Here is a 19,041-nt window from a genome sequence, read left to right as displayed (position 1 = left end):
AAAACAGCCACACTCAAGGTATGCGAATTAAATAACACAACAGCTCCTAAAGACGGGGAGGGGTACGGATTAAGCCCCGCTTCAGGAGCTTTATTTCACTTATGAACTCAAGCCTTTGGGATCAAGGCGCTACAGTGTCAAAAGTCATGTGGATCTGGCCGTTGTAATTACCTGCGGCATAACCACCGGCAGGTGCTGCAGCGGCAGTCGCCTGGAACTCTTTCTGGATGCCGGCAAGAGCCTGGGGAGCGGTGGCTACTTCAGCGGGTGCCGCGTTACCGACTGGCAAAGCAACACCGCCGACAGTTACATTCATTGCAATGTTGTCCGAGCCACTGACCAACACCGGGGGGAAGTTCAGGTAAGCGGCAACAGCACCGACACCACCCTTGAGGCTCAGCGGGCCCGATACTGGCGACAGAGCTTCAGTTGTTCGGTTGTATGCCATAGTCAGCGGGGTCGCAGCCCAGCCACCCACATCGTACACATCAAGACTGGTAGACGAAGGGATAGTGGCCTGAACATCAACTTGAATATCAACCGGAGCAGCGAAAGCGGCACCAGAAGAAAGAACAAGGGCAGCTGCAAACAGCGAACGAATTTTCATTTTCACATTTCTCTCAGGTAAATAACGTCCCTGCACGGAACAAAGTGGTGTTGCTTTTATTTAGAACCCAGGCGAATCGGTTTTTCCTGACTCCCTTCGACAAGGCTAAATTGGTAGGTTTTTTGCCCATCCTTACTTAAGGTTTCACTGCGCTGTGGCAGCAAATGAACTTTTCTAGGTGGCAGGCAATTAGCCCCTTTGGTATCACATTCTTTCAATTCATCAAGTACGACGGTGCTATTGCCGTTATTAATAACGGTAAAGCTGCCAGCGTCTTCTTTAAACTCAGTGGCGTAACGGGCACCGGTCGGATGCACAAAAACAATTGTGCCAAAGCCCGCCATGACACTTACACCGACCGCTAATTCTTTTTCATATTCGCTGCGCTGCGCAGCAGACAACGCAAAATCATCGCTCTTTTCAGGCATTGCCGGCACGTAGCGAACGCGGTAATAACGTTCACGGGTACGATCTCCGGAATACACCAAGCGCGTTGCCTGCTGACTATTGGCCGGAATGATCATGCGTGCCGGGCTGGCGACCAGACCATCTTTATCGTTACCTAAACGCGTATTCTCAACCGCTTGTTCAGTCGGTTTATTGTCAGCACCGTAAACAATCTCGCTGATTTCCACCCGAACAAAAGCGGTGGCATCACCAGCATTACGCACACGTTTGAGCAAAGTACCTTTATCAGATTCAATGTAATCATGCATTGAGCCGACATTTAACTTGGGGGCCGCCGCATGCGCAGCAGACCATGTAAAACCTGCACAACACATCAAGGCAATAACAATGCTTTTCATTTATCTCTCACTAATAGATGGACAACCAGAACCCAAAATTCCCCGGACCCAAATAATCAACATCGGTACACGACGGCACACTTGGCCGAAGACGCAACTCAGGCCGTCGTTATTTTCTTATTAGTTTGAGAACGATTTAAAAAACCTGAAACGCTGCACTCAATACTTGGCAATCACAACTTCTGGCGGTCCGTCTTGCTGTAACTGCGCTGTTGACGAGGGCGAATCTTATAGACCATCCCCCACCCTGAAAATCGGAAAGCTCCTAAATGCGCAAAAGTTACAAAAAATCGGCCACAACCATTGAAGCCGGGCAGCCAGCCACAGTACGCCAGCCGATGTCACCCCTTGCGCAGCAAGGCTTGCAGGCGGTTCAGGTGCATACACGCGGGGGGCCAGCGGTTGCAGGGAGGATGTAACAAGGAGCGCAGCCGGGCTGCGCGACGCGTGTCGTTAGGACAAAAGGGGACAGGATTGGCAAACGGGCACAGAAGCGCTCAGGGCTTTAAGACATCGCTCACAGGCAAGTACAGCCCCGGGAGCAGAGGCTGGCCCCGGTTAGAGGGATGCGCGCCAGATCGATCAACAGGCGCGCGAACAAATCAGCCTTGAGTTCGGGCATTACCGGATTGAAGGGATGTCGGCCTGAATGGGAGGGTGGTCACTACGTTAGCACCACCCTTCAAGGCTCTTCAGATGGGGGGCAATCACAACAACGAGACAGGGTAACTGATGAACAGGCGATTATCGTCAAAGTCACTGGTAGTGCTATTACGCCAACTGTGACGGGCGCTGGTGTTTTTCCAGACAACGCTCAGGTCTTTTAAAGTGCCGGGATTCCATTGTTCCAGGGTTATATTTTCGAGGCTCGCCGGGCGCAGGACGCTGGCGTTATTGATCAGAATGTCGCAACGGCCATAGCGCTCCTGAACCTGCGCGCCAGCCTGTCGAACGCTGTGCGGGTCACTGATATCACAGGCCAGGGCGGTGACTTGCGCCCCGCTTTGCTCACTCAAATTTGCTGCCAGCTCAGTGCATTTGCTCAAATCCAGATCAAGCAATACAACCTAGGCGCCCTGATTGACCATTTCACGTGCGACAACTGCACCGATGCCCCCTGCGGCCCCCGTCACCACACACACAGCGGAGTTCAGGCCCAACCAGTCATGACTCTTATAATTATTCATGGGTTTCTCCAGCTTGCGCCGCTAACCTGCGACACTTCGACTGGAATCAGGTTAAGCCGCAATCCGCGGTGCAAGAATGAACAAAACCCGCAATGCACAGCACTTTTCCGACAAATTATTTGAGCGCCGAGGACATTGCGTGCACAGCTGAGACTCGCTGGAGTTACATGAAAAACTGGAAGAAGAAGGTGCGCTTTGATTCAGATACCCCCTCTGCGCCATATGACTGCCTGGGCGAGATTTTTAAGGCGTCAGTGGCTCGGCCAGCAAGCTGGCTCCTACAGGGAGCTGGGGACCGAGCTCAGGCATCGCCAGCACGCTTGCCCCTACTGTGGGAGCCGGCCTGCCGGCGATTCCCAGGCACAACGAAAAAGCCCCTGAAATGTTTGACCATTTCAGGGGCTTCGTCTTATTCAATAATGGCGGAGAGATAGGGATTCGAACCCTAGGTACTGTCGCCAGTACAACGGATTTCGAATCCGTCCCATTCGGCCACTCTGGCATCTCTCCAACGGCGCGCATCATAACAGCGGTTTTTGATTCTGGCAAAGCCTTATTTCAAAAAAAATCGCGTGCTATCAGTTGCTTGCGCGCCTTTACAGTTTAAAGCGGTACGCCGAGACGCTGTGCAACTTCTTCGTAGGCTTCGATAACGTCGCCCAGGCCCTGACGAAAGCGGTCCTTGTCCATCTTCTTGCCAGTGGCCTTGTCCCACAGACGGCAGCCGTCCGGGCTGAATTCGTCGCCCAGAACGATACTGCCATCGTGGAATACGCCGAACTCGAGTTTGAAGTCCACCAGCAGCAGGCCAGCGTCGTCGAACAGCTTGTTCAGCACTTCGTTGACCTTGAGCGACAGTTCTTTCATGCGAACCAGTTGCTCGGCAGTGCCCCAACCGAACGCCACGACGTGGGATTCGTTGATGAACGGGTCACCCTTGGCGTCGTCCTTGAGAAACAGTTCAAAGGTGTAAGGGTTGAGCTTCATGCCCTCTTCCACACCCAGACGCTTGACCAGGCTGCCGGCAGCGTAGTTACGCACAACGCACTCGACCGGGATCATGTCGAGTTTTTTGACCAGGCATTCGTTATCGCCCAGCAGTTTGTCGAATTGGGTCGGCACGCCGGCTTCTTCGAGTTTCTGCATGATGAAGGCGTTGAACTTGTTGTTGACCATGCCTTTGCGGTCCAGCTGTTCGATGCGCTTGCCGTCGAACGCTGAGGTGTCGTTGCGAAACAACAGGATCAAGCGGTTTGCGTCGTCAGTTGTGTAAACCGATTTCGCTTTACCGCGATAGAGTTCTTCACGTTTTTCCATGATGGGCTCCGCATGCTAAGTAGGTGGGCTAGGCGATTGTGCGCCAGTCGAGCCCTGAATCTTGATCGGCCAGTTGCAGCCAGTCCGGGTCGCACCCGAGGGTGTCGACAAAACATTGCCGGGCCAGCTGCGGCAGGTTGTTCTTGCTGCTGAGGTGGGCCAGTACCAGGTGTTGCAGGTGTTGCCAGCCCAACTCGGCCACCAGGCTTGCGGCCTGGTGGTTGTTCAAATGTCCTTCCTGACCACCTACCCGCCGCTTGAGGAAGGCGGGATAGTGACCACGGGCAAGCATGTCACGGCAATGGTTGGCCTCGATCATCAACGCGTCCAGGCCGCTATAGCTGTCCAGTACACCCGCACAATAGGACCCCAGATCGGTCAGCAGGCCAAAACGCCGCTTACCGTCACTGAATACGTATTGGGTGGGTTCCTGAGCATCATGGGCGACAAGAGTCACACTGATAGTCAACGCACCGATCTGCAACGTCTCGCCACCTGCCACGAAACCGGCAGGTTCAAGCGGTTTGCGCATCCCGCGCTGTGTGCCACGACTCATGTACACCGGCACATTGTAGCGCCGGGACAGCAAACCCACGCCATGCACGTGATCGGCATGTTCGTGGGTCACCAGGATCGCGCTCAGCTGGTGCGGGCTGATGCCCAAACGAACCAGACGACGCTCGGTTTCCCTTAACGAGAAACCGCAATCGACCAGTACATAGGTGCTGTCGCTGGCTATCAGCGTGCCATTCCCTTGGCTACCACTGCCGAGAACGGCAAAACGCATAGGGTCAGCCCAGGTTGTCTTGAATGACGCCCAACACTTTGCGCGCCACTTCTGGCGGTGCAACCTTGTTGATGTTTTCTTCGACAGTCACTTGCACGCTGTCCCCGACCTTGCTCAGGCGTACCTGATAGCGCTGGGCGCGGGCTTCCACTTCTTCCTTGGCCGGTTTGCCGCCGAAAAGGCTGGACAGGAAACCAGGTTTCTCGTCCTTCTTCTCGGCTTTTTCGGCCAGGTTGATGTAGTACAGACCCAAGGTGCGGTTGATGTCTTCAACCCGCCACTCGCCCTGCTCAAGTGCGCGACCTACGCCGGACCAGGCACGATCGAGGTCTTCGGTCAGGCTCAATACCGGGTTGCCGCTGCCGTCTTCGCTCAGGCTGACGCGAGCCGGGGTGTCGAAATCACGGGCTGCGAGTAACGAAACCGAACCGCCCTTCTCGGCGCTGCGGCTCATGCTGATCAGCATTTCGTCTACCAGAGCAGCATCCAGGCCGGTGTTGACCGAAGTCTGGCCAAAGTCGACGTTGGCGGTGCTACCGGCCGGACGGTTGGCGCTCACCACATAAATTTCGCTGGTGTTGCGCTGTACACCCGGCTCGATGCGAACCCGTAAACGGGTTTCGCTGTCAGCTGCCAGGCCACTGGTGCCGATGTGGCGGGCCATTGGTGCGGACAGTTCGTCAGCGCGCTGCCAGGTGGTGGTGAACTCGCCGGTTTGCGGGCGCTGCTCATCGATACGGAAGCCGTTGTCCTGGAAGAACTGCATCGCTACCGGCCAGACTTCTGACGGTACGTGCTGCGCCATCACCCAACGGCTGTCGCCGTTTCTTTGCAAGGTGTAGTCGCTGGCGCTGGCAACCGTTGCCAATGGCAGCGGACGCGGAACCTGGAACTCGCCCTTGACGTTGTCATCGGGCACGTTGCTCGGGATCGGCAACAGCGGCACAAGGCGTTTGTCAGTCTGGACACCCGGCGGCAACTTCATTGGGGCGGTTTGTTGCGCCTCCAGATAATCGCTGCCACGGTCCCGGAAGTACCCGTCTGGACCCCACAGCCAACCGCAGCCGCTGGTGCTCGAAATAATCACGGCTAGTGCGGAAAGTCCGGCCAATCGCTTCATGCGTAATGCTTCCTCAATTAAACCAAAACACCGGACTGGCGCAGGGCCTGACGCAGCGGTTCGTGGCAGGGTTCGCTGAGCCAGGTGAGCGGCAGACGGATACCGTCCGGCATCATGCCCATCTCATGCAGCGCCCATTTCACGGGGATAGGGTTGGATTCGATAAACAGGGTTTTATTGAGCGGCATCAGCTTTTCGTGAATCGCGCGAGCGGTGACAGCATCACCCTTCATCGCAGCAGCACAGAGTTCGCTCATGGCACGCGGGGCAACGTTGGCGGTCACCGAGATATTGCCCTTGCCGCCGAGCAGGATCAGCTCGACTGCGGTGGCGTCATCACCGGAGTACACCAGGAAGTCGTCGCTGACACCGGCCAGGATCGCCGTGACTCGGGACAAGTCGCCGGTGGCTTCCTTGATGCCGATGATGTTCGGCACTGTCGACAGGCGTACAACCGTGGCAGGCAGCATGTCGCAGGCAGTACGACCCGGAACGTTGTAAAGGATCTGCGGGATGTCGACCGCTTCGGCGATAGCCTTGAAGTGCTGGTACAGCCCTTCCTGGGTCGGCTTGTTGTAATACGGCGTGACCAGCAGGCACGCATCAGCGCCGGCGGCCTTCGCGTTGGTGGTCAGTTCGATCGCTTCACGCGTCGAGTTGGCGCCCGTACCGGCAATTACCGGAATACGTCCTGCCACCTGTTTGACCACGTGACGGATCACTTCGATGTGTTCATTCACATCAAGAGTTGCCGATTCACCTGTGGTGCCAACGGCAACAATGGCGTTGGTGCCCTCTTGCAGGTGAAAGTCCACCAGTTTGCTCAGGGCGTCCCAGTCAAGACGACCTTGTGCATCCATAGGTGTGACCAGTGCCACCATACTGCCCGCAATCATGCAACCGCTCCTGCCGGAAAAAGAGAGCCGTAATGGTACTGGCGCCATGACCCTTGCACAAGCAACAGCGCGCCCGATGAGCATTCCCCTTCGCGCTGCTTTTCGCTACCCTTCAGCCTTTGATTGGTACTGATGAGTGCGCAAGGCTGTTTCACGGGTCTTTATCCAGCGCCAAAAGCCCATCCCAAACGCCGCCAGGGCCCGTTTGCAGCGTTTGCAAACGGGCTGTAGCGGCGTATTTGCGGGCCTCGGCATTTGTAGAAGACCTGACAAGCCGGGACGCACCCGTCGAACGTACTGACCGCTCATCGTTTTAGGAAGGCTGCATGTCCACCCCCACAGTCCGCGAACAATTCCTTGTCATCAGTGCCCTTGGCGCCAACCCAATGGAGCTGACTAACGTCCTGTGCCGCGCCAGCCATGAAAATCGCTGCGCCGTCGTAACCTCCCGGCTCACTCGCCACGGCGAATGCAGCGCGCTGGTTCTGGAAATCACTGGCAGCTGGGACGCGCTGGCCCGTCTTGAAGCCGGCCTGCCCTCTCTGGCCAAAAAGCACGCCTTCAGCGTCAATGTGGTGCGCAGTGCGGCCCTTGAAAACCGTCCTCAGGCGCTGCCATACGTGGCTTATGTCAGCTCGGCCTACCGCTCGGACATCATCAACGAGTTGTGCCAGTTCTTCATGGACCACAATGTCGAGCTTGAAAACCTGACCTGCGACACCTATCAGGCCCCGCAGACCGGCGGCACCATGCTCAACGCCACTTTCACCGTGACCCTGCCGGCCGGCATCCAGATCAGCTGGTTGCGTGACCAGTTCCTGGACTTCGCCGACGCACTGAACCTTGATGCGCTGATCGAACCGTGGCGCCCACAAAACCCAATGTAAGGAAGCTCCCCCCATGGCCGTTGCAATTGACCAACCCGTAGGCGACTTCCAGATCCCGGCTACCAGTGAGCAAACCGTCAGCTTGGCGGCACTCAAAGGCAAGCAGGTGGTGATTTACTTTTACCCCAAGGACAGCACGCCGGGCTGCACCACTGAAGGCCAGGGCTTTCGCGACCACTACGCCGAGTTTCAGGCGGCCAACACCGAAGTATTCGGTGTGTCGCGCGACAGCCTCAAGTCCCATGAGAACTTCAAGGCCAAGCAGGGTTTCCCGTTCGAGTTGCTGAGCGACAAGGACGAAGCCCTGTGCCAGCTGTTTGACGTGATCAAGCTGAAAAAGCTGTACGGCAAGGAATACATGGGCGTGGACCGCAGCACGTTCCTGATCGACAAGAACGGCGTGTTGCGTCACGAATGGCGCGGCGTAAAGGTGCCGGGCCATGTTGAAGCAGTACTGGAACAGGCCAGGGCACTGAATAACGCCTGATGCTTCTGTAGGAGCGAGCTTGCCTCGCGATCTTTTAAAAGATCAAAAGCTCGCGAGCAAGCTCGCTGCTACAGGGTCACAGGACTTTACTGACGCACCAGCCGCACATTCTGGAACTCGACCGTTTCGGTGCTGCGGTACGGGTTGATGTCCAGCCCGCCACGACGCACATAGCGCGCATACACAGTCAATTTTTCCGGCTTGAGCAAGCGCTGCAAGTCGAGAAAAATCCGCTCCACACATTGCTCATGGAAGTCCGAGTGCTGGCGGAAGCTCACCAGATAGGCCAGCAAGCTGGCGTGATCCAGCGCCGCACCACGGTACTCGACCACGACCGTGCCCCAGTCAGGCTGACTGGTCACCGGGCAGTTGGATTTGAGCAAGTGGCTATAGACGCTTTCCTCGATCACCCGCGATTCATCGCACTTGAGCAATTCAGGGCGCGGCTGCTGGTAATCGCTGACCGTGATATCCAGATCATCGATGCACACACCGGGCAACACACCAGTGCCATCAGCCTGAACCTCGTCCAGGCTGCGCACGCGCACGCTGACAGGCTTGCCTGATGCTGCAGACAAGTCGGCCTGCAATGTCTGTTCGAGGCTTTGTGTGTCGGCGAAAACGGTCTGATTGAGCGAGTTCAGGTACAGCTTGAAGGATTTGGACTCAACGATGTTCGGCGAATCGGCGGCGAAGCAGAACTCGCCAATGGCCACCACCGGCTTGCCCGATGGCAATAACCACGAGAGTTCGAAGCAGTTCCAGAAGTCCACCCCGACATAAGGCAGCGTCTCGGCGCTCAAGCCCAGCTCGGCCCATTTCGCCGCACGCGGGATCGGGAACAGCAGGGACGGGGTGTAGGTACTAATGTATTCACTGGACTTGCCCAGCGGCGAATGTTCGGCTGCGGGATGCATGACAAAAACCTGGCTAGAAAAACCCGGCAATTCTATCGGGTTTACGCCAGGCTTTCAGCGCCAGCAGACGATCAGGACGGTTTAAGGGCTGACTTTGACCTTTCCGACCATTCCCGCCTGGTAATGACCGGGCACATTGCAGGCAAACTCCAGGTTATCGGCCCGGGTGAAGGTCCAGGTCAACTCAGCGGTTTTACCCGGCTCGACCAACACACTGTTGGGGTCCTCGTGCTGCATGCCCATGGAACCGTGATCCATGCCGGCATGACTCATCCCGGTCGGCGTGAGCATGCCGCTTTGCTGCATTTCGAGCATTTCTTTCTGATGCGCAGCGTGCATGGCCGCATTACCCAAATTGAATTCGTGCAGCAGCTGGCCCTTGTTGACCAGCACGAAACGCACGGTCTCCCCGGCCTTGACCTCCAGTGACTTGGGGGTGAACGCAATATCGGTCATCTCGACCTCAACGGTGCGCGTGGCACTGGCCGCAGGTGCCGGCTGACCAAAATCCAAATGGCCGGCAGGCGACGCCATGGCCGGAACGCTGAGCATCAATAAAAAACCCGCGAGGGCCAAACGGTTACGCGCAGTCATACTGGCTCCAAAGAATGTGCAAATTCTCACCGACTTTAAAACCCCGCCGCTGGCATTCAACTGACCGTAAGATTACAACTTTGTCAGCTTGACCCTACCCGCCGAGGGCCAATGTATAAGGCTGAGGATATTTTTGTGATGAGCCAACCATGAAATTGCTGATAGTCGAAGACCAGGCCAAAACCGGCCAGTACCTGCGCCAGGGCCTTAGCGAAGCCGGATTTACCACCGAGCTGGCCGCCGACGGAATAACCGGCCAGCACCTGGCACTGACCGGCGACTACTCATTGCTGATTCTTGATGTGATGCTGCCGGGCCGCGATGGCTGGCAAATCCTGCAAGCCGTGCGCAAAGCGGGGCTGGATATGCCGGTGCTGTTCCTGACCGCCCGCGATGCCGTCGAAGACCGTGTGCACGGCCTGGAGCTGGGGGCAGACGACTATCTGGTCAAACCCTTTGCCTTTTCCGAGCTGCTGGCCCGGGTACGCAGTTTGCTGCGTCGCGGCAGCAGCAGCGCCCAGGAGACCCACCTGCAACTGGCCGACCTGCGCCTGGACCTGATCCGGCGCCGGGTCGAGCGCAATGGCCAGCGCATCGACCTCACCGCCAAAGAGTTCGCCCTGCTGGAGTTGCTGCTGCGCCGCCAGGGTGAAGTGTTGCCAAAATCCCTGATCGCCTCACAGGTATGGGACATGAACTTCGACAGCGACACCAACGTGATTGAAGTGGCGATACGCCGTCTGCGCCTGAAAATCGACGACAGCCATGAACACAAACTGATCCATACCGTACGCGGCATGGGTTACGTCCTGGAAGAGCGTGCATCTTGAGACCTCGCCTGTCCCTGAGCAGCCGTCTGGCGCTGTTGTTTGCCGGCTGCACTGCCGTGGTTTCACTGTTTGCAGGGGTGCTGTTCGGGCGCGCCAGCGAGGTGCATTTCGTAGAGCTCGACCAACAACTGATGGAAAGCCGCCTCAGCGTACTGCGCGATACGCTGCAAGGTGCCAACACCCTGGAGCGCTTCACTCAGCGACTGCCCGCACTGCGCCAGCACCTCGGCCAGCAGCCTGATCTGACAGTGCGGGTACGCGGCCCGGACGGACACCTGTGGTTTGACAGCTCGCCGGGCTTGCCGCCGCAGCTTCCTGTAAGCCCCGGTCTTGGCAGCCTGCAAATAAACGGGATTGATTACCGGGTACTGAACCCGAGTTCTGACACGCAAAACACCCCGCGCCTGACACTGTTACTGGACATTACCCACCACCAGCACTTTCTGCAGCGCATGCAGCGCCTGATCTGGATGACTGTCGGCCTCTCAGCACTGGCCACCGCCATTCTGGGAGCTTGGGCCGCCCGTAGCGGCTTGCGCCCGTTGCGGCGCATGAGCGCGATTGCAGCCAGCGTCTCGGCCGACTCGCTCAACGCGCGGCTGCCCCAGCAACAAATGCCCGCCGAACTGGCAGAACTGGCCAGTGCCTTCAACGCCATGCTGGAACGGCTGGATGACTCATTTCAGCGGTTGTCCGCGTTCTCCGCGGATATTGCGCATGAGTTACGGACTCCGCTGTCGAACCTGCTGACGCACACCCAGGTCACCCTGACCCGACCGCGGAGCATTGATGACTACCGCGAGACCCTGCACAGCAACCTCGAGGAACTGCAGTGGATGGCGCAACTGGTCAACGACATGCTGTATCTGGCCAAGGCCGATCATGGCCTGCTCACTCCCCGTCGCGAGCCGCTGGATCTGGGCCGCGAGGTAGACGCTCTACTGGAGTTTTATGCACTGCTGGCCGAGGACTCGCAGATAGCCTTGACCCGCGAAGGTAGCGGACAGATTGCAGGCGATCGCAGCATGTTGCGCCGTGCGCTTTCCAACCTGCTGGATAACGCCTTGCGTTTCACGCCGGGTGGTGGAGCCATCAAGGTACTTATCGAAGAAACGGCGAGCCACGTGCGCATCAGCATCGCAAACACCGGAGCGGGAATCGCTGCTCAATTGCTACCGCGCCTGTTTGATCGTTTTTACCGTGCCGATCCGGCGCGGCGTGAAGGCAGCAGCGAGCATGCGGGGCTGGGACTGGCCATCACCCAGTCGATCATTCGCGCCCATGGCGGGCAGATCAGGTGCGAATCGCAAGATGGCATGACACGGTTTGTGATTGAACTACCGTCCCGCACATGACACGAAGAGCTCGCGAGGCAAGCTCGCTCCAACAGGGTCAGGGGCGGTCAAGAATAGCGCAGCGCATGGGCCGGCTGGATTTTCGCCGCGCGACACGGCTGGAAATTGAGCAGCCACACGTACTGTAGGAGCGAGCTTGTCTCGCGAGCTTTTCAGCACGCCAGGAAGAGCTCGCGAGCAAGCTCGCTCCGACAGGGTCAGGGGCGGTCAGGAGTAGCGCAGCGCATGGGCCGGCTGGATTTTCGCCGCGCGGTACGCCGGGTATAGCGTCGCCAGAAAGCTCAGCAAAAAGCCTGCGCCGCAGATCAAGGCTACATCGCCTCCTTGCAGCTCCGACGGCAGGTTGCTGACGAAGTACACGTCGGAACTGAAAATGTGCTGCCCGGAAATCCGCTCCATCCAGCCCACCAGCTCGCTGACGTTCAACGCTGCGACTATGCCCAGCACGCCACCGATCAGAGTGCCGACAATGCCGATAACCGTGCCCTGGACCATGAAGATCGCCATGATCTGACGCGGCGTGGCGCCAATCGTGCGCAAGATGGCGATGTCCGCCCCCTTGTCGTTCACCACCATGATCAAGGTGGCGATGATGTTGAATGCCGCCACGGCCACGATCATCAGCAGCAACAGGCCGATCATGGTTTTTTCCATTTTCATGGCACTGAACAGGCTGCCCTGGGTGTGGGTCCAGTCATCCGCCGTGTACCCGGCACCCAGGCTGGTCGCAACCTGTTTCGACACTTGTGGCGCCGCGTACAGGTCCTTGACCGCCAGACGCACGCTTTGCACCTGGTTCGGCTCCCAGTGCTGCATGGCCGCGGCATCGGCCACGTGGATCAGGCCCATGGAGCCGTCCAGTTCCGCCCCGACCTTGAAGATACCGACCACATTCAAGCGCTGCAGGCGCGGGGTAATCCCCCCCGGCGCGGTGCTGGCCTCCGGCACGATCAGGGTGATCTTGTCACCAACACCCAGGCGAAAACGGCGCGCGGTAATGTCACCCAGCACCACGCCAAACTCGCCGGGCTTCAGGTCTTCGAGTTTGCCCTGCACGATGTGCTGGGCAACGATCGAAACCTGGCCTTCCAGCGCCGGATCGACGCCGCTGATCTGAATCGGCTGCATCGAGCCCTTGTAGGACAACATGCCATCCATCTCGGTAAACGGCACAGCAGCCGTGACCTCAGGATTCTTCATCGCCGCTTCGGCCACCGGGCGCCAGTCATCGATGGGCTTGACCCCGACGATGGTCGCGTGCGGCACCATACCGAGAATGCGGTTGCTCATTTCACGCTGAAAACCGTTCATCACTGACAACACCACGATCATTGCCAGCACGCCCAGGGCGAGGCCGATCATCGAAGTCATGGAGATAAACGAAACAAAACGATTGCGGCGCTTGGCGCGGGTATAGCGCGTGCCGATAAAAATCGATAACGGTCTGAACATTCGCGGGCACCGTAGAAAAATAAAAGACCCGGCACCGGAATGCGGCGCCGGGCTTGGCCGATTACATCGCGCTCAGACGACCTTCCTGAAGGTGCAACACGCGATCCATCTGGCGGGCCAGGTTCATGTCGTGGGTCACCACCAGGAACGCCGTGCGCATCGAAGTGCTGAGTTCCAGCATCAAGTCCTGAATGCCCTGGGCAGTGTGCGAATCGAGGTTGCCGGTGGGCTCATCAAGCATCACCAGCCCCGGATTGTTGACCAGTGCACGGGCAATCGCCACGCGCTGGCGCTCGCCACCCGACAGTTCTGCCGGCTTGTGCTCCAGGCGATGGCCCAGACCCACCCGGGTCAGCAGCGCGGTCGCACGTTCGCGCGCCTCAGGGATCGGGGTTTTACCGATCAGCAATGGCATGCAGACGTTTTCCAGCGCGGTGAATTCGGCCAGCAAATGGTGAAACTGGTAAACGAAGCCCAGCGAGCGGTTGCGCAGCAGGCCACGGGCCTTTTCGCCCAGCGCCGACAGCTCTTCGCCCGCCAGCCAGACGCTGCCCGAAGACGGGGTGTCGAGGCCGCCGAGCAAATTGAGCAAGGTACTTTTGCCCGAACCCGAGGTCCCGACAATCGCCACGCGCTCGCCCGGGTGCAGCTCCAGCTGCAGGCCGGACAACACCACGACCGACTCCGGGCCTTCCTCGTAGGACTTGCCCAGGTCGCGGCAACTCAACACTGCTTGTTCTTTCATGCCCAACTCACTCATAACGAAGCGCCTGCGCAGGCTGGGTGCGCGCAGCACGCCAGGCCGGGTACAAGGTCGCGAGGAAACTCAGAACCAATGCCGCGCCGCACACCATCAACACATCCTGCGCCTGCAATTGCGACGGCAGGTAGTCAATGAAGTACACGTCGGCGTTGAGAAACTTGTGCCCGATCAAGCCTTCAAGGGCCGAGATCGCGGCGCTCACATTGAGTGCCGCCAACATGCCGAGCACTGCGCCAATGGCTGTCCCGACCACACCGATAACGGTGCCCTGGACCATAAAGATGGCCATGATGGTGCCCGGCGTAGCGCCCAGGGTGCGCAAAATCGCGATGTCGCCCTTCTTGTCATTAACCACCATCACCAGCGTGGAAATGATGTTGAAGGCCGCCACGGCAACGATCAGCAACAACAGCAAACCGATCATGGCTTTTTCCATGCGGATCGCCTGATACAAATTGCCATGGGTGCGAGTCCAGTCACGGGCGTAGTACTGACTCTCGCCCAGCTGCTGGGCGATTTCCCATGCCGTACGCGGCGCCTGGAACAGGTCGTCAAACTTGAGACGCAACCCCTGCACCTGATCAGGCTTCCAGCGCTGCAGACGCGCCAGATCCTGCAGGTTGGTCACGCCCAGGTAGCCATCAATCTCACCCGCGCCGACATGGAAGATGCCCTGCACAGTGAAACGCTTCATGCGCGGGAACATCCCGGCCGGGGTCACAGTGACTTCCGGCGCGACAAAGGTCAGCTTGTCACCGATGGCAACCCCAAGCTTCTTGGCCGCCTTGTCACCAATGATGATGCCGAAGCTGCCGGGGGTCAGCGAGTTGAGTTGCCCCTCGAGCATGAACTTGTCAATGATCGAGACCTTGCGTTCCTGCACCGGGTCGATGGCATTGAGCATTACTTTCTGCACATTGCCGTCATGGGTCAGCAGCCCCTGCATCTGGGTGAACGGCGCTACCGCCTCCACCTTGGGGTTCTGCCGGACTTTGTCGGCCAGGCTTTGCCAGTCGCTGATCGGTTGATCGCCGACGATAGTCGCGTGGGGCACCATGCCCAGCACGCGGGTGCGCATCTCATGATCGAAGCCGTTCATCACCGAGAGCACCACAATCATTACGACCACGCCAAGGGCAAGGCCGATCATGGATGTCAGCGATATGAACGACACAAAATGATTGCGACGCTTTGCACGGGTATAACGCGTGCCGATAAATACGAAGAGAGGTCTGAACATGTCGGGGCTTGTTCGAGGGAAAAGAAGACGTCCTTGTGGCGGGGCCTGATAAGCAGCTTTACACTCAGACCACAGCCGCCATCATGGGTTCGCCATGTCGACATTAAATGACGCAGATCGCCGCGAATACTACCGTATCGAGGATCTGATCGCACTGGAAATAACCCCGCTGTCGGCCTCCGAGGCCGCGAGCAGCAAAGTGTTGCAGGATGCATCCCCACTGTTCAATTTACTCAGTGAACTGCACCTGAGCGAATTCGAGTCTCAGCACCAGCTGCGCCAGATCAGCGAGCGTGACCGTAGCGTATCCAGCTACCTTAAAACCCTGAACAAACGTGTCGACCTGCTCAGCCAGATCGTTGCACAGACAGTGCTGGGCAAGATCGGCGAGCTTCAACCGGTGACGCTGTCCGAAGGTGGCATCGAGTTCCACCACCCCCATGCCTGCGCGGTCGACAGCCACCTTTCGGTGAAAATGGTACTGATGCCCCAGGCCCTTGGGTTGCTGCTGCGTGCCCGAGTCGTAAGGTGCCACGGGCAGGACGGCGGTTACACCATCGATACCGAATTTGAATCCCTTAACGACACCCAACGTCAGTTGCTGGCGCGCTACATTTTGCAAAAACAGGCGCAGGCACGCCGCCTGGCCCGCGAACAAAACGAATCCGTGCCCGAGTGACTACTCGGGCACTACCTATTAAGGAGCAACTGTGACCCTGATTTATGGCCATCGCGGCGCCAAAGGCGAAGCACCGGAAAACACACTTGCCAGCTTTGAGCAATGCCTCAAGCATGGCGTGCGTCGTTGTGAACTTGACCTGCACCTGTCCAGAGACGGCGAGCTGATGGTGATCCACGACCCCACCCTCAAGCGCACCACCGACCGGCGCGGCAAAGTCATCGAGCACACCGCCGCCGATCTTGTGACCTATGACGCACGCAAAGGCGGCCCCGGCTGGATGCAGCCATGCCCTATCCCGCGTCTTGAAGAGCTGTTCGAGAAATGCAACTTCGAGCACTGGCAGCTGGAAGTCAAAAGCGCATCCCGCACCCGGGCTGCAAGCACCGTACTGGCCATTCGAGAAATGGCGGTGCGCCACGGCATCATGGACAAGGTCACCGTCACCTCAAGCTCGCGTGAAGTACTCAAGGCCGCACTGGAGCTGACCCCGGACCTGTCCCGCGGACTGGTAGCCGAATACGCCTGGCTCGACCCGATCAAGGTCGCGCAAAGTTATGGCTGTGAAATGCTGGCGCTGAACTGGACACTCTGCACCCCCGAGCGCCTTGAAAAAGCCCAGCGCCAGGGTTTGCATGTGTCGGTGTGGACAGTCAACGAACCCGCGCTGATGCGCAGGCTCGCCGACTTCGGCGTAGATAGCCTGATTACAGACTTTCCCGGTTTGGCCATTGCCACCCTCGGGAAAAGCTGAAATCGGTCTCCCCGGCCGGCTCAGGCCACCGGCCGGAGCCGCTCAAAAAAGCCGGTTAAGACCATCGTAAGCGGCTACCCGATAGGCTTCGGCCATGGTCGGGTAGTTGAACGTGGTGTTCACGAAGTACTTCAGGGTATTGAGATCACCCGGCTGGTTCATGATCGCCTGACCGATGTGCACGATCTCTGATGCCTGGTAGCCGAAACAGTGAACACCCAGCACTTGCAGGGTTTCACGGTGGAACAGGATTTTCAGCATGCCCTGGGGCTCACCGGCAATCTGTGCCCGCGCCATGCTCTTGAAGAACGCCTTGCCCACTTCATACGGCACTTTGGCCAGGGTCAGTTCCTGCTCGTTCTTGCCGATCGAGCTGATCTCCGGAATCGTGTAAATGCCGGTTGGCACATCGTTCACGAAACGCCAGCTGCCGTTATCCACAATGCTGCCTGCGGCCGAACGGCCCTGGTCATGCGCAGCACTGGCCAGGCTTGGCCAGCCGATCACATCGCCCGCGCCATAGATATTCGGCACGCTGGTGCGGTAGTTTTCATCAACGCTGATCTGGCCGCGGCCATTGACCTTGATCCCGATGTTTTCCAGACCCAACAGATCGGTGTTGCCGGTACGGCCGTTACACCAGAGCAAGGCGTCAGCCTTGATCTTCTTGCCGGACTTGAGGTGCAGAATCACGCCGTTTTCGACGCCTTCTACCCGTTCATATTCTTCGTTGTGGCGAACCGTGATGTTGTTGTTGCTGAAGTGATAGCTCAGCGCCTGCGAGATCTCGGAATCGAGGAAGCTCAGTAATTGCTCGCGGTTGTCCACCAGCTCGATCAACACCCCAAGACCGCTGAAGATCGAGGCGTATTCGCAGCCGATCACCCCGGCGCCATACACAATCAGCTTACGCGGGGTATGACCCAGGCTCAGGATGGTGTCGCTATCGTAGATACGCGAATGAGTGAAATCGATATCGGCCGGGCGATAAGGACGCGAGCCGGTGGCGATAATGATTTGCTTGGCCATCAGGGTTTCAACGACACCGTTGCTGCAGACCACTTCAATGGTTTGCTCATCGGTGAAGCTGCCGGTGCCGAAGAACAGGTCGACGCGGTTGCGCGCATAGAAACCGGTGCGCGAAGCCACTTGCTTGGAGATGACTCTTTCGGCGCTTTTGAGCACGTCCGGAAACGAGAACCAGCGCGGCTCACCAATGGCCCGGAACATCGGGTTGGTGTTGAACTGCATGATCTGGCGAACCGAGTGACGCAAGGCTTTGGATGGGATAGTGCCCAAGTGCGTGCAGTTGCCGCCCACCTGGCGCCGGCTATCGACCATTGCCACTTTGCGCCCTGCTTTTGCGGCGTTCATTGCCGCACCTTCTCCTGCCGGGCCGGAACCCAGTACCACTACGTCGTAGTTGTAGACAGCCATGCGTACTCCTCAGAACAGGCCGCAGCACCCATTTGGGCACCTGCGGCTAAATCATGTCGCGGCCAGCGCCATGAAGGATCAAAACGTGGGCACAGTCTATAGAAGCCTGAACGCCGCGAACATTAACCCTTGGTCTGGTCGAAAACAATTTTTGTCAGCCTGTCATCGTTCAGACGCGCGCGCCCTGCAGGAGCGAGCTATTAAGGTCAAATGCTCGCGAGCAAGCGCGCTCCTGCTGAGATCTTCGTCATGCTTTCGCAAAACTGGCATAACCTTTAGCAACACATCGATCAGGATCGCCTGCATGCGCCAGTTGTTGATCGTTCTTCTGCTGTCTTGTAGCGCCGGCGCCCTGGCTGATGAACCCGCGCGGCTCAAAGAAGCCAACTTTCCCGCGCAGTGGCAAGACGGCTCACACATCATGGAGCGCAGAGGCCAGATCGTGCTGACGTATCTTTGGGCCGACATTTACGCTGCAGCACTGTTCACCCGGCCCGGTCTCAGCCCGCAACAGGCGTTCAATGAACAGCGCGACCTGCGCCTGGAACTGTTCTATCTGCGCGATCTTGATCACAAGGATGTAACCCGAGCCTCTGCCACCATCCTCAAACGCCAGCAGCCGGCGGCCGTCCTTGCCCGCCTGGAAAAACCGCTGAAACAGCTGCAAGCCAGCTTTGGCGATATCAAACGCGGTGATCGCTACGCCCTGGACTATGACCCGCAACGGGGCCTGAACCTTGAATGCAATGGCAAAGTCATCTTCAACAGCCAGGACCCGGAATTGGCAAAGGCCTATCTGGGCATCTGGCTCAGCCCTGACGGACTGCCTGAAAAGCTGCGCCAGAGCCTGCTGGCACAAATCCCCTGAGCCTCCTGTAGTTCCAACAGCAGTTGCCTACACAGACGGATACACATATCGTTACAAA

At 58.1% G+C, this 19,041-nt stretch carries 20 protein-coding genes and 1 tRNA gene; 7 read left to right on the top strand and 14 right to left on the bottom strand.

Going from position 1 to position 19,041, the window contains the following annotated elements; all coding sequences use genetic code 11:
- Positions 1-121: 121 nt before the first annotated feature.
- The 8 genes from AOC04_RS03915 to dapA form a co-directional block, all read right to left on the bottom strand.
- Complete coding sequence (locus tag AOC04_RS03915) at positions 122-607, bottom strand: CS1 type fimbrial major subunit (RefSeq protein WP_060691238.1); 486 nt, start codon at positions 605-607, stop codon at positions 122-124.
- A 56-nt stretch (positions 608-663) separates the two neighbouring features.
- Positions 664-1,413 carry a pilus assembly protein gene (locus AOC04_RS03910; RefSeq protein WP_073514968.1) on the bottom strand — a complete coding sequence of 250 codons (750 nt, stop codon included), beginning with the start codon at positions 1,411-1,413 and terminating at the stop codon, positions 664-666.
- A 707-nt stretch (positions 1,414-2,120) separates the two neighbouring features.
- The gene (locus AOC04_RS24410; protein ID WP_418054939.1) at positions 2,121-2,429 is read right to left on the bottom strand and encodes an SDR family NAD(P)-dependent oxidoreductase; all 309 of its coding nucleotides are present in this window, start codon (positions 2,427-2,429) and stop codon (positions 2,121-2,123) included.
- 591 nt (positions 2,430-3,020) lie between these two features.
- A tRNA-Ser gene (locus tag AOC04_RS03900) sits at positions 3,021-3,110 on the bottom strand.
- 93 nt (positions 3,111-3,203) lie between these two features.
- On the bottom strand, positions 3,204-3,917 hold the full coding sequence (purC, locus tag AOC04_RS03895) for a phosphoribosylaminoimidazolesuccinocarboxamide synthase (RefSeq protein ID WP_003446678.1): 714 nt from the start codon (positions 3,915-3,917) through the stop codon (positions 3,204-3,206).
- A gap of 28 nt (positions 3,918-3,945) precedes the next feature.
- A complete protein-coding gene (locus AOC04_RS03890; protein ID WP_060691237.1) occupies positions 3,946-4,704 on the bottom strand; it encodes an MBL fold metallo-hydrolase in 759 nt (252 codons plus the stop codon).
- Between the two features lie 4 nt (positions 4,705-4,708).
- Positions 4,709-5,824, bottom strand: a complete 1,116-nt coding sequence (bamC, locus tag AOC04_RS03885; RefSeq protein WP_060691236.1) for an outer membrane protein assembly factor BamC — start codon at positions 5,822-5,824, stop codon at positions 4,709-4,711.
- A gap of 17 nt (positions 5,825-5,841) precedes the next feature.
- Positions 5,842-6,720 carry a 4-hydroxy-tetrahydrodipicolinate synthase gene (gene dapA, locus AOC04_RS03880; protein WP_060691235.1) on the bottom strand — a complete coding sequence of 293 codons (879 nt, stop codon included), beginning with the start codon at positions 6,718-6,720 and terminating at the stop codon, positions 5,842-5,844.
- A gap of 326 nt (positions 6,721-7,046) precedes the next feature.
- Here dapA and AOC04_RS03875 point away from each other — a divergent pair, with 326 nt between their 5' ends.
- Together AOC04_RS03875 and AOC04_RS03870 are read left to right on the top strand one after the other, a co-directional pair.
- The gene (locus AOC04_RS03875) at positions 7,047-7,607 is read left to right on the top strand and encodes a glycine cleavage system transcriptional repressor (RefSeq protein ID WP_060691234.1); all 561 of its coding nucleotides are present in this window, start codon (positions 7,047-7,049) and stop codon (positions 7,605-7,607) included.
- Positions 7,608-7,620: 13 nt separating this feature from the next.
- A complete protein-coding gene (locus tag AOC04_RS03870) occupies positions 7,621-8,094 on the top strand; it encodes a peroxiredoxin (protein ID WP_060691233.1) in 474 nt (157 codons plus the stop codon).
- Positions 8,095-8,180: 86 nt separating this feature from the next.
- On the opposite strand, the gene queF is transcribed toward AOC04_RS03870, so the two are convergent.
- A complete protein-coding gene (gene queF / locus AOC04_RS03865; protein WP_060691232.1) occupies positions 8,181-9,011 on the bottom strand; it encodes an NADPH-dependent 7-cyano-7-deazaguanine reductase QueF in 831 nt (276 codons plus the stop codon).
- Positions 9,012-9,092: 81 nt separating this feature from the next.
- A complete protein-coding gene (gene copI, locus AOC04_RS03860; protein ID WP_060691231.1) occupies positions 9,093-9,605 on the bottom strand; it encodes a copper-resistant cuproprotein CopI in 513 nt (170 codons plus the stop codon).
- Positions 9,606-9,754: 149 nt separating this feature from the next.
- On the opposite strand from copI, the gene AOC04_RS03855 reads away from it, so the two are divergent.
- Complete coding sequence (locus tag AOC04_RS03855; RefSeq protein WP_060691230.1) at positions 9,755-10,435, top strand: heavy metal response regulator transcription factor; 681 nt, start codon at positions 9,755-9,757, stop codon at positions 10,433-10,435.
- Positions 10,432-11,790 (top strand): heavy metal sensor histidine kinase, encoded by a 1,359-nt coding sequence (locus AOC04_RS03850; protein ID WP_060691229.1) that lies wholly within the window; start codon positions 10,432-10,434, stop codon positions 11,788-11,790. The genes AOC04_RS03855 and AOC04_RS03850 overlap by 4 nt, the downstream gene beginning before the upstream one ends.
- 207 nt (positions 11,791-11,997) lie before the next feature.
- Here the strand turns inward: AOC04_RS03850 and AOC04_RS03845 are convergent, their stop codons facing one another.
- The 3 genes from AOC04_RS03845 to AOC04_RS03835 form a co-directional block, all read right to left on the bottom strand.
- A complete protein-coding gene (locus tag AOC04_RS03845; protein WP_060691228.1) occupies positions 11,998-13,242 on the bottom strand; it encodes a lipoprotein-releasing ABC transporter permease subunit in 1,245 nt (414 codons plus the stop codon).
- A gap of 61 nt (positions 13,243-13,303) precedes the next feature.
- The gene (gene lolD / locus AOC04_RS03840) at positions 13,304-13,987 is read right to left on the bottom strand and encodes a lipoprotein-releasing ABC transporter ATP-binding protein LolD (RefSeq protein WP_165439647.1); all 684 of its coding nucleotides are present in this window, start codon (positions 13,985-13,987) and stop codon (positions 13,304-13,306) included.
- Between the two features lie 7 nt (positions 13,988-13,994).
- On the bottom strand, positions 13,995-15,245 hold the full coding sequence (locus AOC04_RS03835; RefSeq protein ID WP_060691227.1) for a lipoprotein-releasing ABC transporter permease subunit: 1,251 nt from the start codon (positions 15,243-15,245) through the stop codon (positions 13,995-13,997).
- A gap of 94 nt (positions 15,246-15,339) precedes the next feature.
- Here AOC04_RS03835 and AOC04_RS03830 point away from each other — a divergent pair, with 94 nt between their 5' ends.
- Positions 15,340-15,924: a PilZ domain-containing protein gene (locus AOC04_RS03830; RefSeq protein ID WP_060691226.1), complete on the top strand. Its 585-nt coding sequence runs from the start codon at positions 15,340-15,342 to the stop codon at positions 15,922-15,924.
- Positions 15,925-15,955: 31 nt separating this feature from the next.
- The gene (locus AOC04_RS03825; RefSeq protein WP_060691225.1) at positions 15,956-16,678 is read left to right on the top strand and encodes a glycerophosphodiester phosphodiesterase; all 723 of its coding nucleotides are present in this window, start codon (positions 15,956-15,958) and stop codon (positions 16,676-16,678) included.
- 42 nt (positions 16,679-16,720) lie between these two features.
- Here AOC04_RS03825 and sthA read toward each other — a convergent pair whose 3' ends face one another.
- A complete protein-coding gene (gene sthA / locus AOC04_RS03820) occupies positions 16,721-18,115 on the bottom strand; it encodes a Si-specific NAD(P)(+) transhydrogenase (protein ID WP_060691224.1) in 1,395 nt (464 codons plus the stop codon).
- Positions 18,116-18,419: 304 nt separating this feature from the next.
- Between sthA and AOC04_RS03815 the strand changes: the two genes are divergently transcribed.
- Positions 18,420-18,983 (top strand): chalcone isomerase family protein, encoded by a 564-nt coding sequence (locus tag AOC04_RS03815; RefSeq protein ID WP_060691223.1) that lies wholly within the window; start codon positions 18,420-18,422, stop codon positions 18,981-18,983.
- Positions 18,984-19,041: the final 58 nt, after the last annotated feature.

This window comes from Pseudomonas versuta (genome assembly GCF_001294575.1).
In the GTDB taxonomy this organism is placed as follows: domain Bacteria; phylum Pseudomonadota; class Gammaproteobacteria; order Pseudomonadales; family Pseudomonadaceae; genus Aquipseudomonas; species Aquipseudomonas versuta.
Note: the sequence above shows the minus strand (reverse complement) of the source record. Positions and strands in the feature narration are given on the sequence as shown.

Bases quoted from the DNA above. Each gene is read 5' to 3' on its own strand.
- dapA (WP_060691235.1), bottom strand. From the start codon at position 6,720: ATGATTGCGGGCAGTATGGTGGCACTGGTCACACCTATGGATGCACAA.
- AOC04_RS03835 (WP_060691227.1), bottom strand. From the start codon at position 15,245: ATGTTCAGACCTCTCTTCGTATTTATCGGCACGCGTTATACCCGTGCA.
- AOC04_RS03830 (WP_060691226.1), top strand. From the start codon at position 15,340: ATGTCGACATTAAATGACGCAGATCGCCGCGAATACTACCGTATCGAG.
- AOC04_RS03875 (WP_060691234.1), top strand. From the start codon at position 7,047: ATGTCCACCCCCACAGTCCGCGAACAATTCCTTGTCATCAGTGCCCTT.
- AOC04_RS03890 (WP_060691237.1), bottom strand. From the start codon at position 4,704: ATGCGTTTTGCCGTTCTCGGCAGTGGTAGCCAAGGGAATGGCACGCTG.
- AOC04_RS03845 (WP_060691228.1), bottom strand. From the start codon at position 13,242: ATGTTCAGACCGTTATCGATTTTTATCGGCACGCGCTATACCCGCGCC.
- AOC04_RS03855 (WP_060691230.1), top strand. From the start codon at position 9,755: ATGAAATTGCTGATAGTCGAAGACCAGGCCAAAACCGGCCAGTACCTG.
- sthA (WP_060691224.1), bottom strand. From the start codon at position 18,115: ATGGCTGTCTACAACTACGACGTAGTGGTACTGGGTTCCGGCCCGGCA.
- AOC04_RS03915 (WP_060691238.1), bottom strand. From the start codon at position 607: ATGAAAATTCGTTCGCTGTTTGCAGCTGCCCTTGTTCTTTCTTCTGGT.
- AOC04_RS03815 (WP_060691223.1), top strand. From the start codon at position 18,420: ATGCGCCAGTTGTTGATCGTTCTTCTGCTGTCTTGTAGCGCCGGCGCC.
- copI (WP_060691231.1), bottom strand. From the start codon at position 9,605: ATGACTGCGCGTAACCGTTTGGCCCTCGCGGGTTTTTTATTGATGCTC.
- AOC04_RS03910 (WP_073514968.1), bottom strand. From the start codon at position 1,413: ATGAAAAGCATTGTTATTGCCTTGATGTGTTGTGCAGGTTTTACATGG.
- queF (WP_060691232.1), bottom strand. From the start codon at position 9,011: ATGCATCCCGCAGCCGAACATTCGCCGCTGGGCAAGTCCAGTGAATAC.
- purC (WP_003446678.1), bottom strand. From the start codon at position 3,917: ATGGAAAAACGTGAAGAACTCTATCGCGGTAAAGCGAAATCGGTTTAC.
- lolD (WP_165439647.1), bottom strand. From the start codon at position 13,987: ATGAAAGAACAAGCAGTGTTGAGTTGCCGCGACCTGGGCAAGTCCTAC.
- bamC (WP_060691236.1), bottom strand. From the start codon at position 5,824: ATGAAGCGATTGGCCGGACTTTCCGCACTAGCCGTGATTATTTCGAGC.
- AOC04_RS03870 (WP_060691233.1), top strand. From the start codon at position 7,621: ATGGCCGTTGCAATTGACCAACCCGTAGGCGACTTCCAGATCCCGGCT.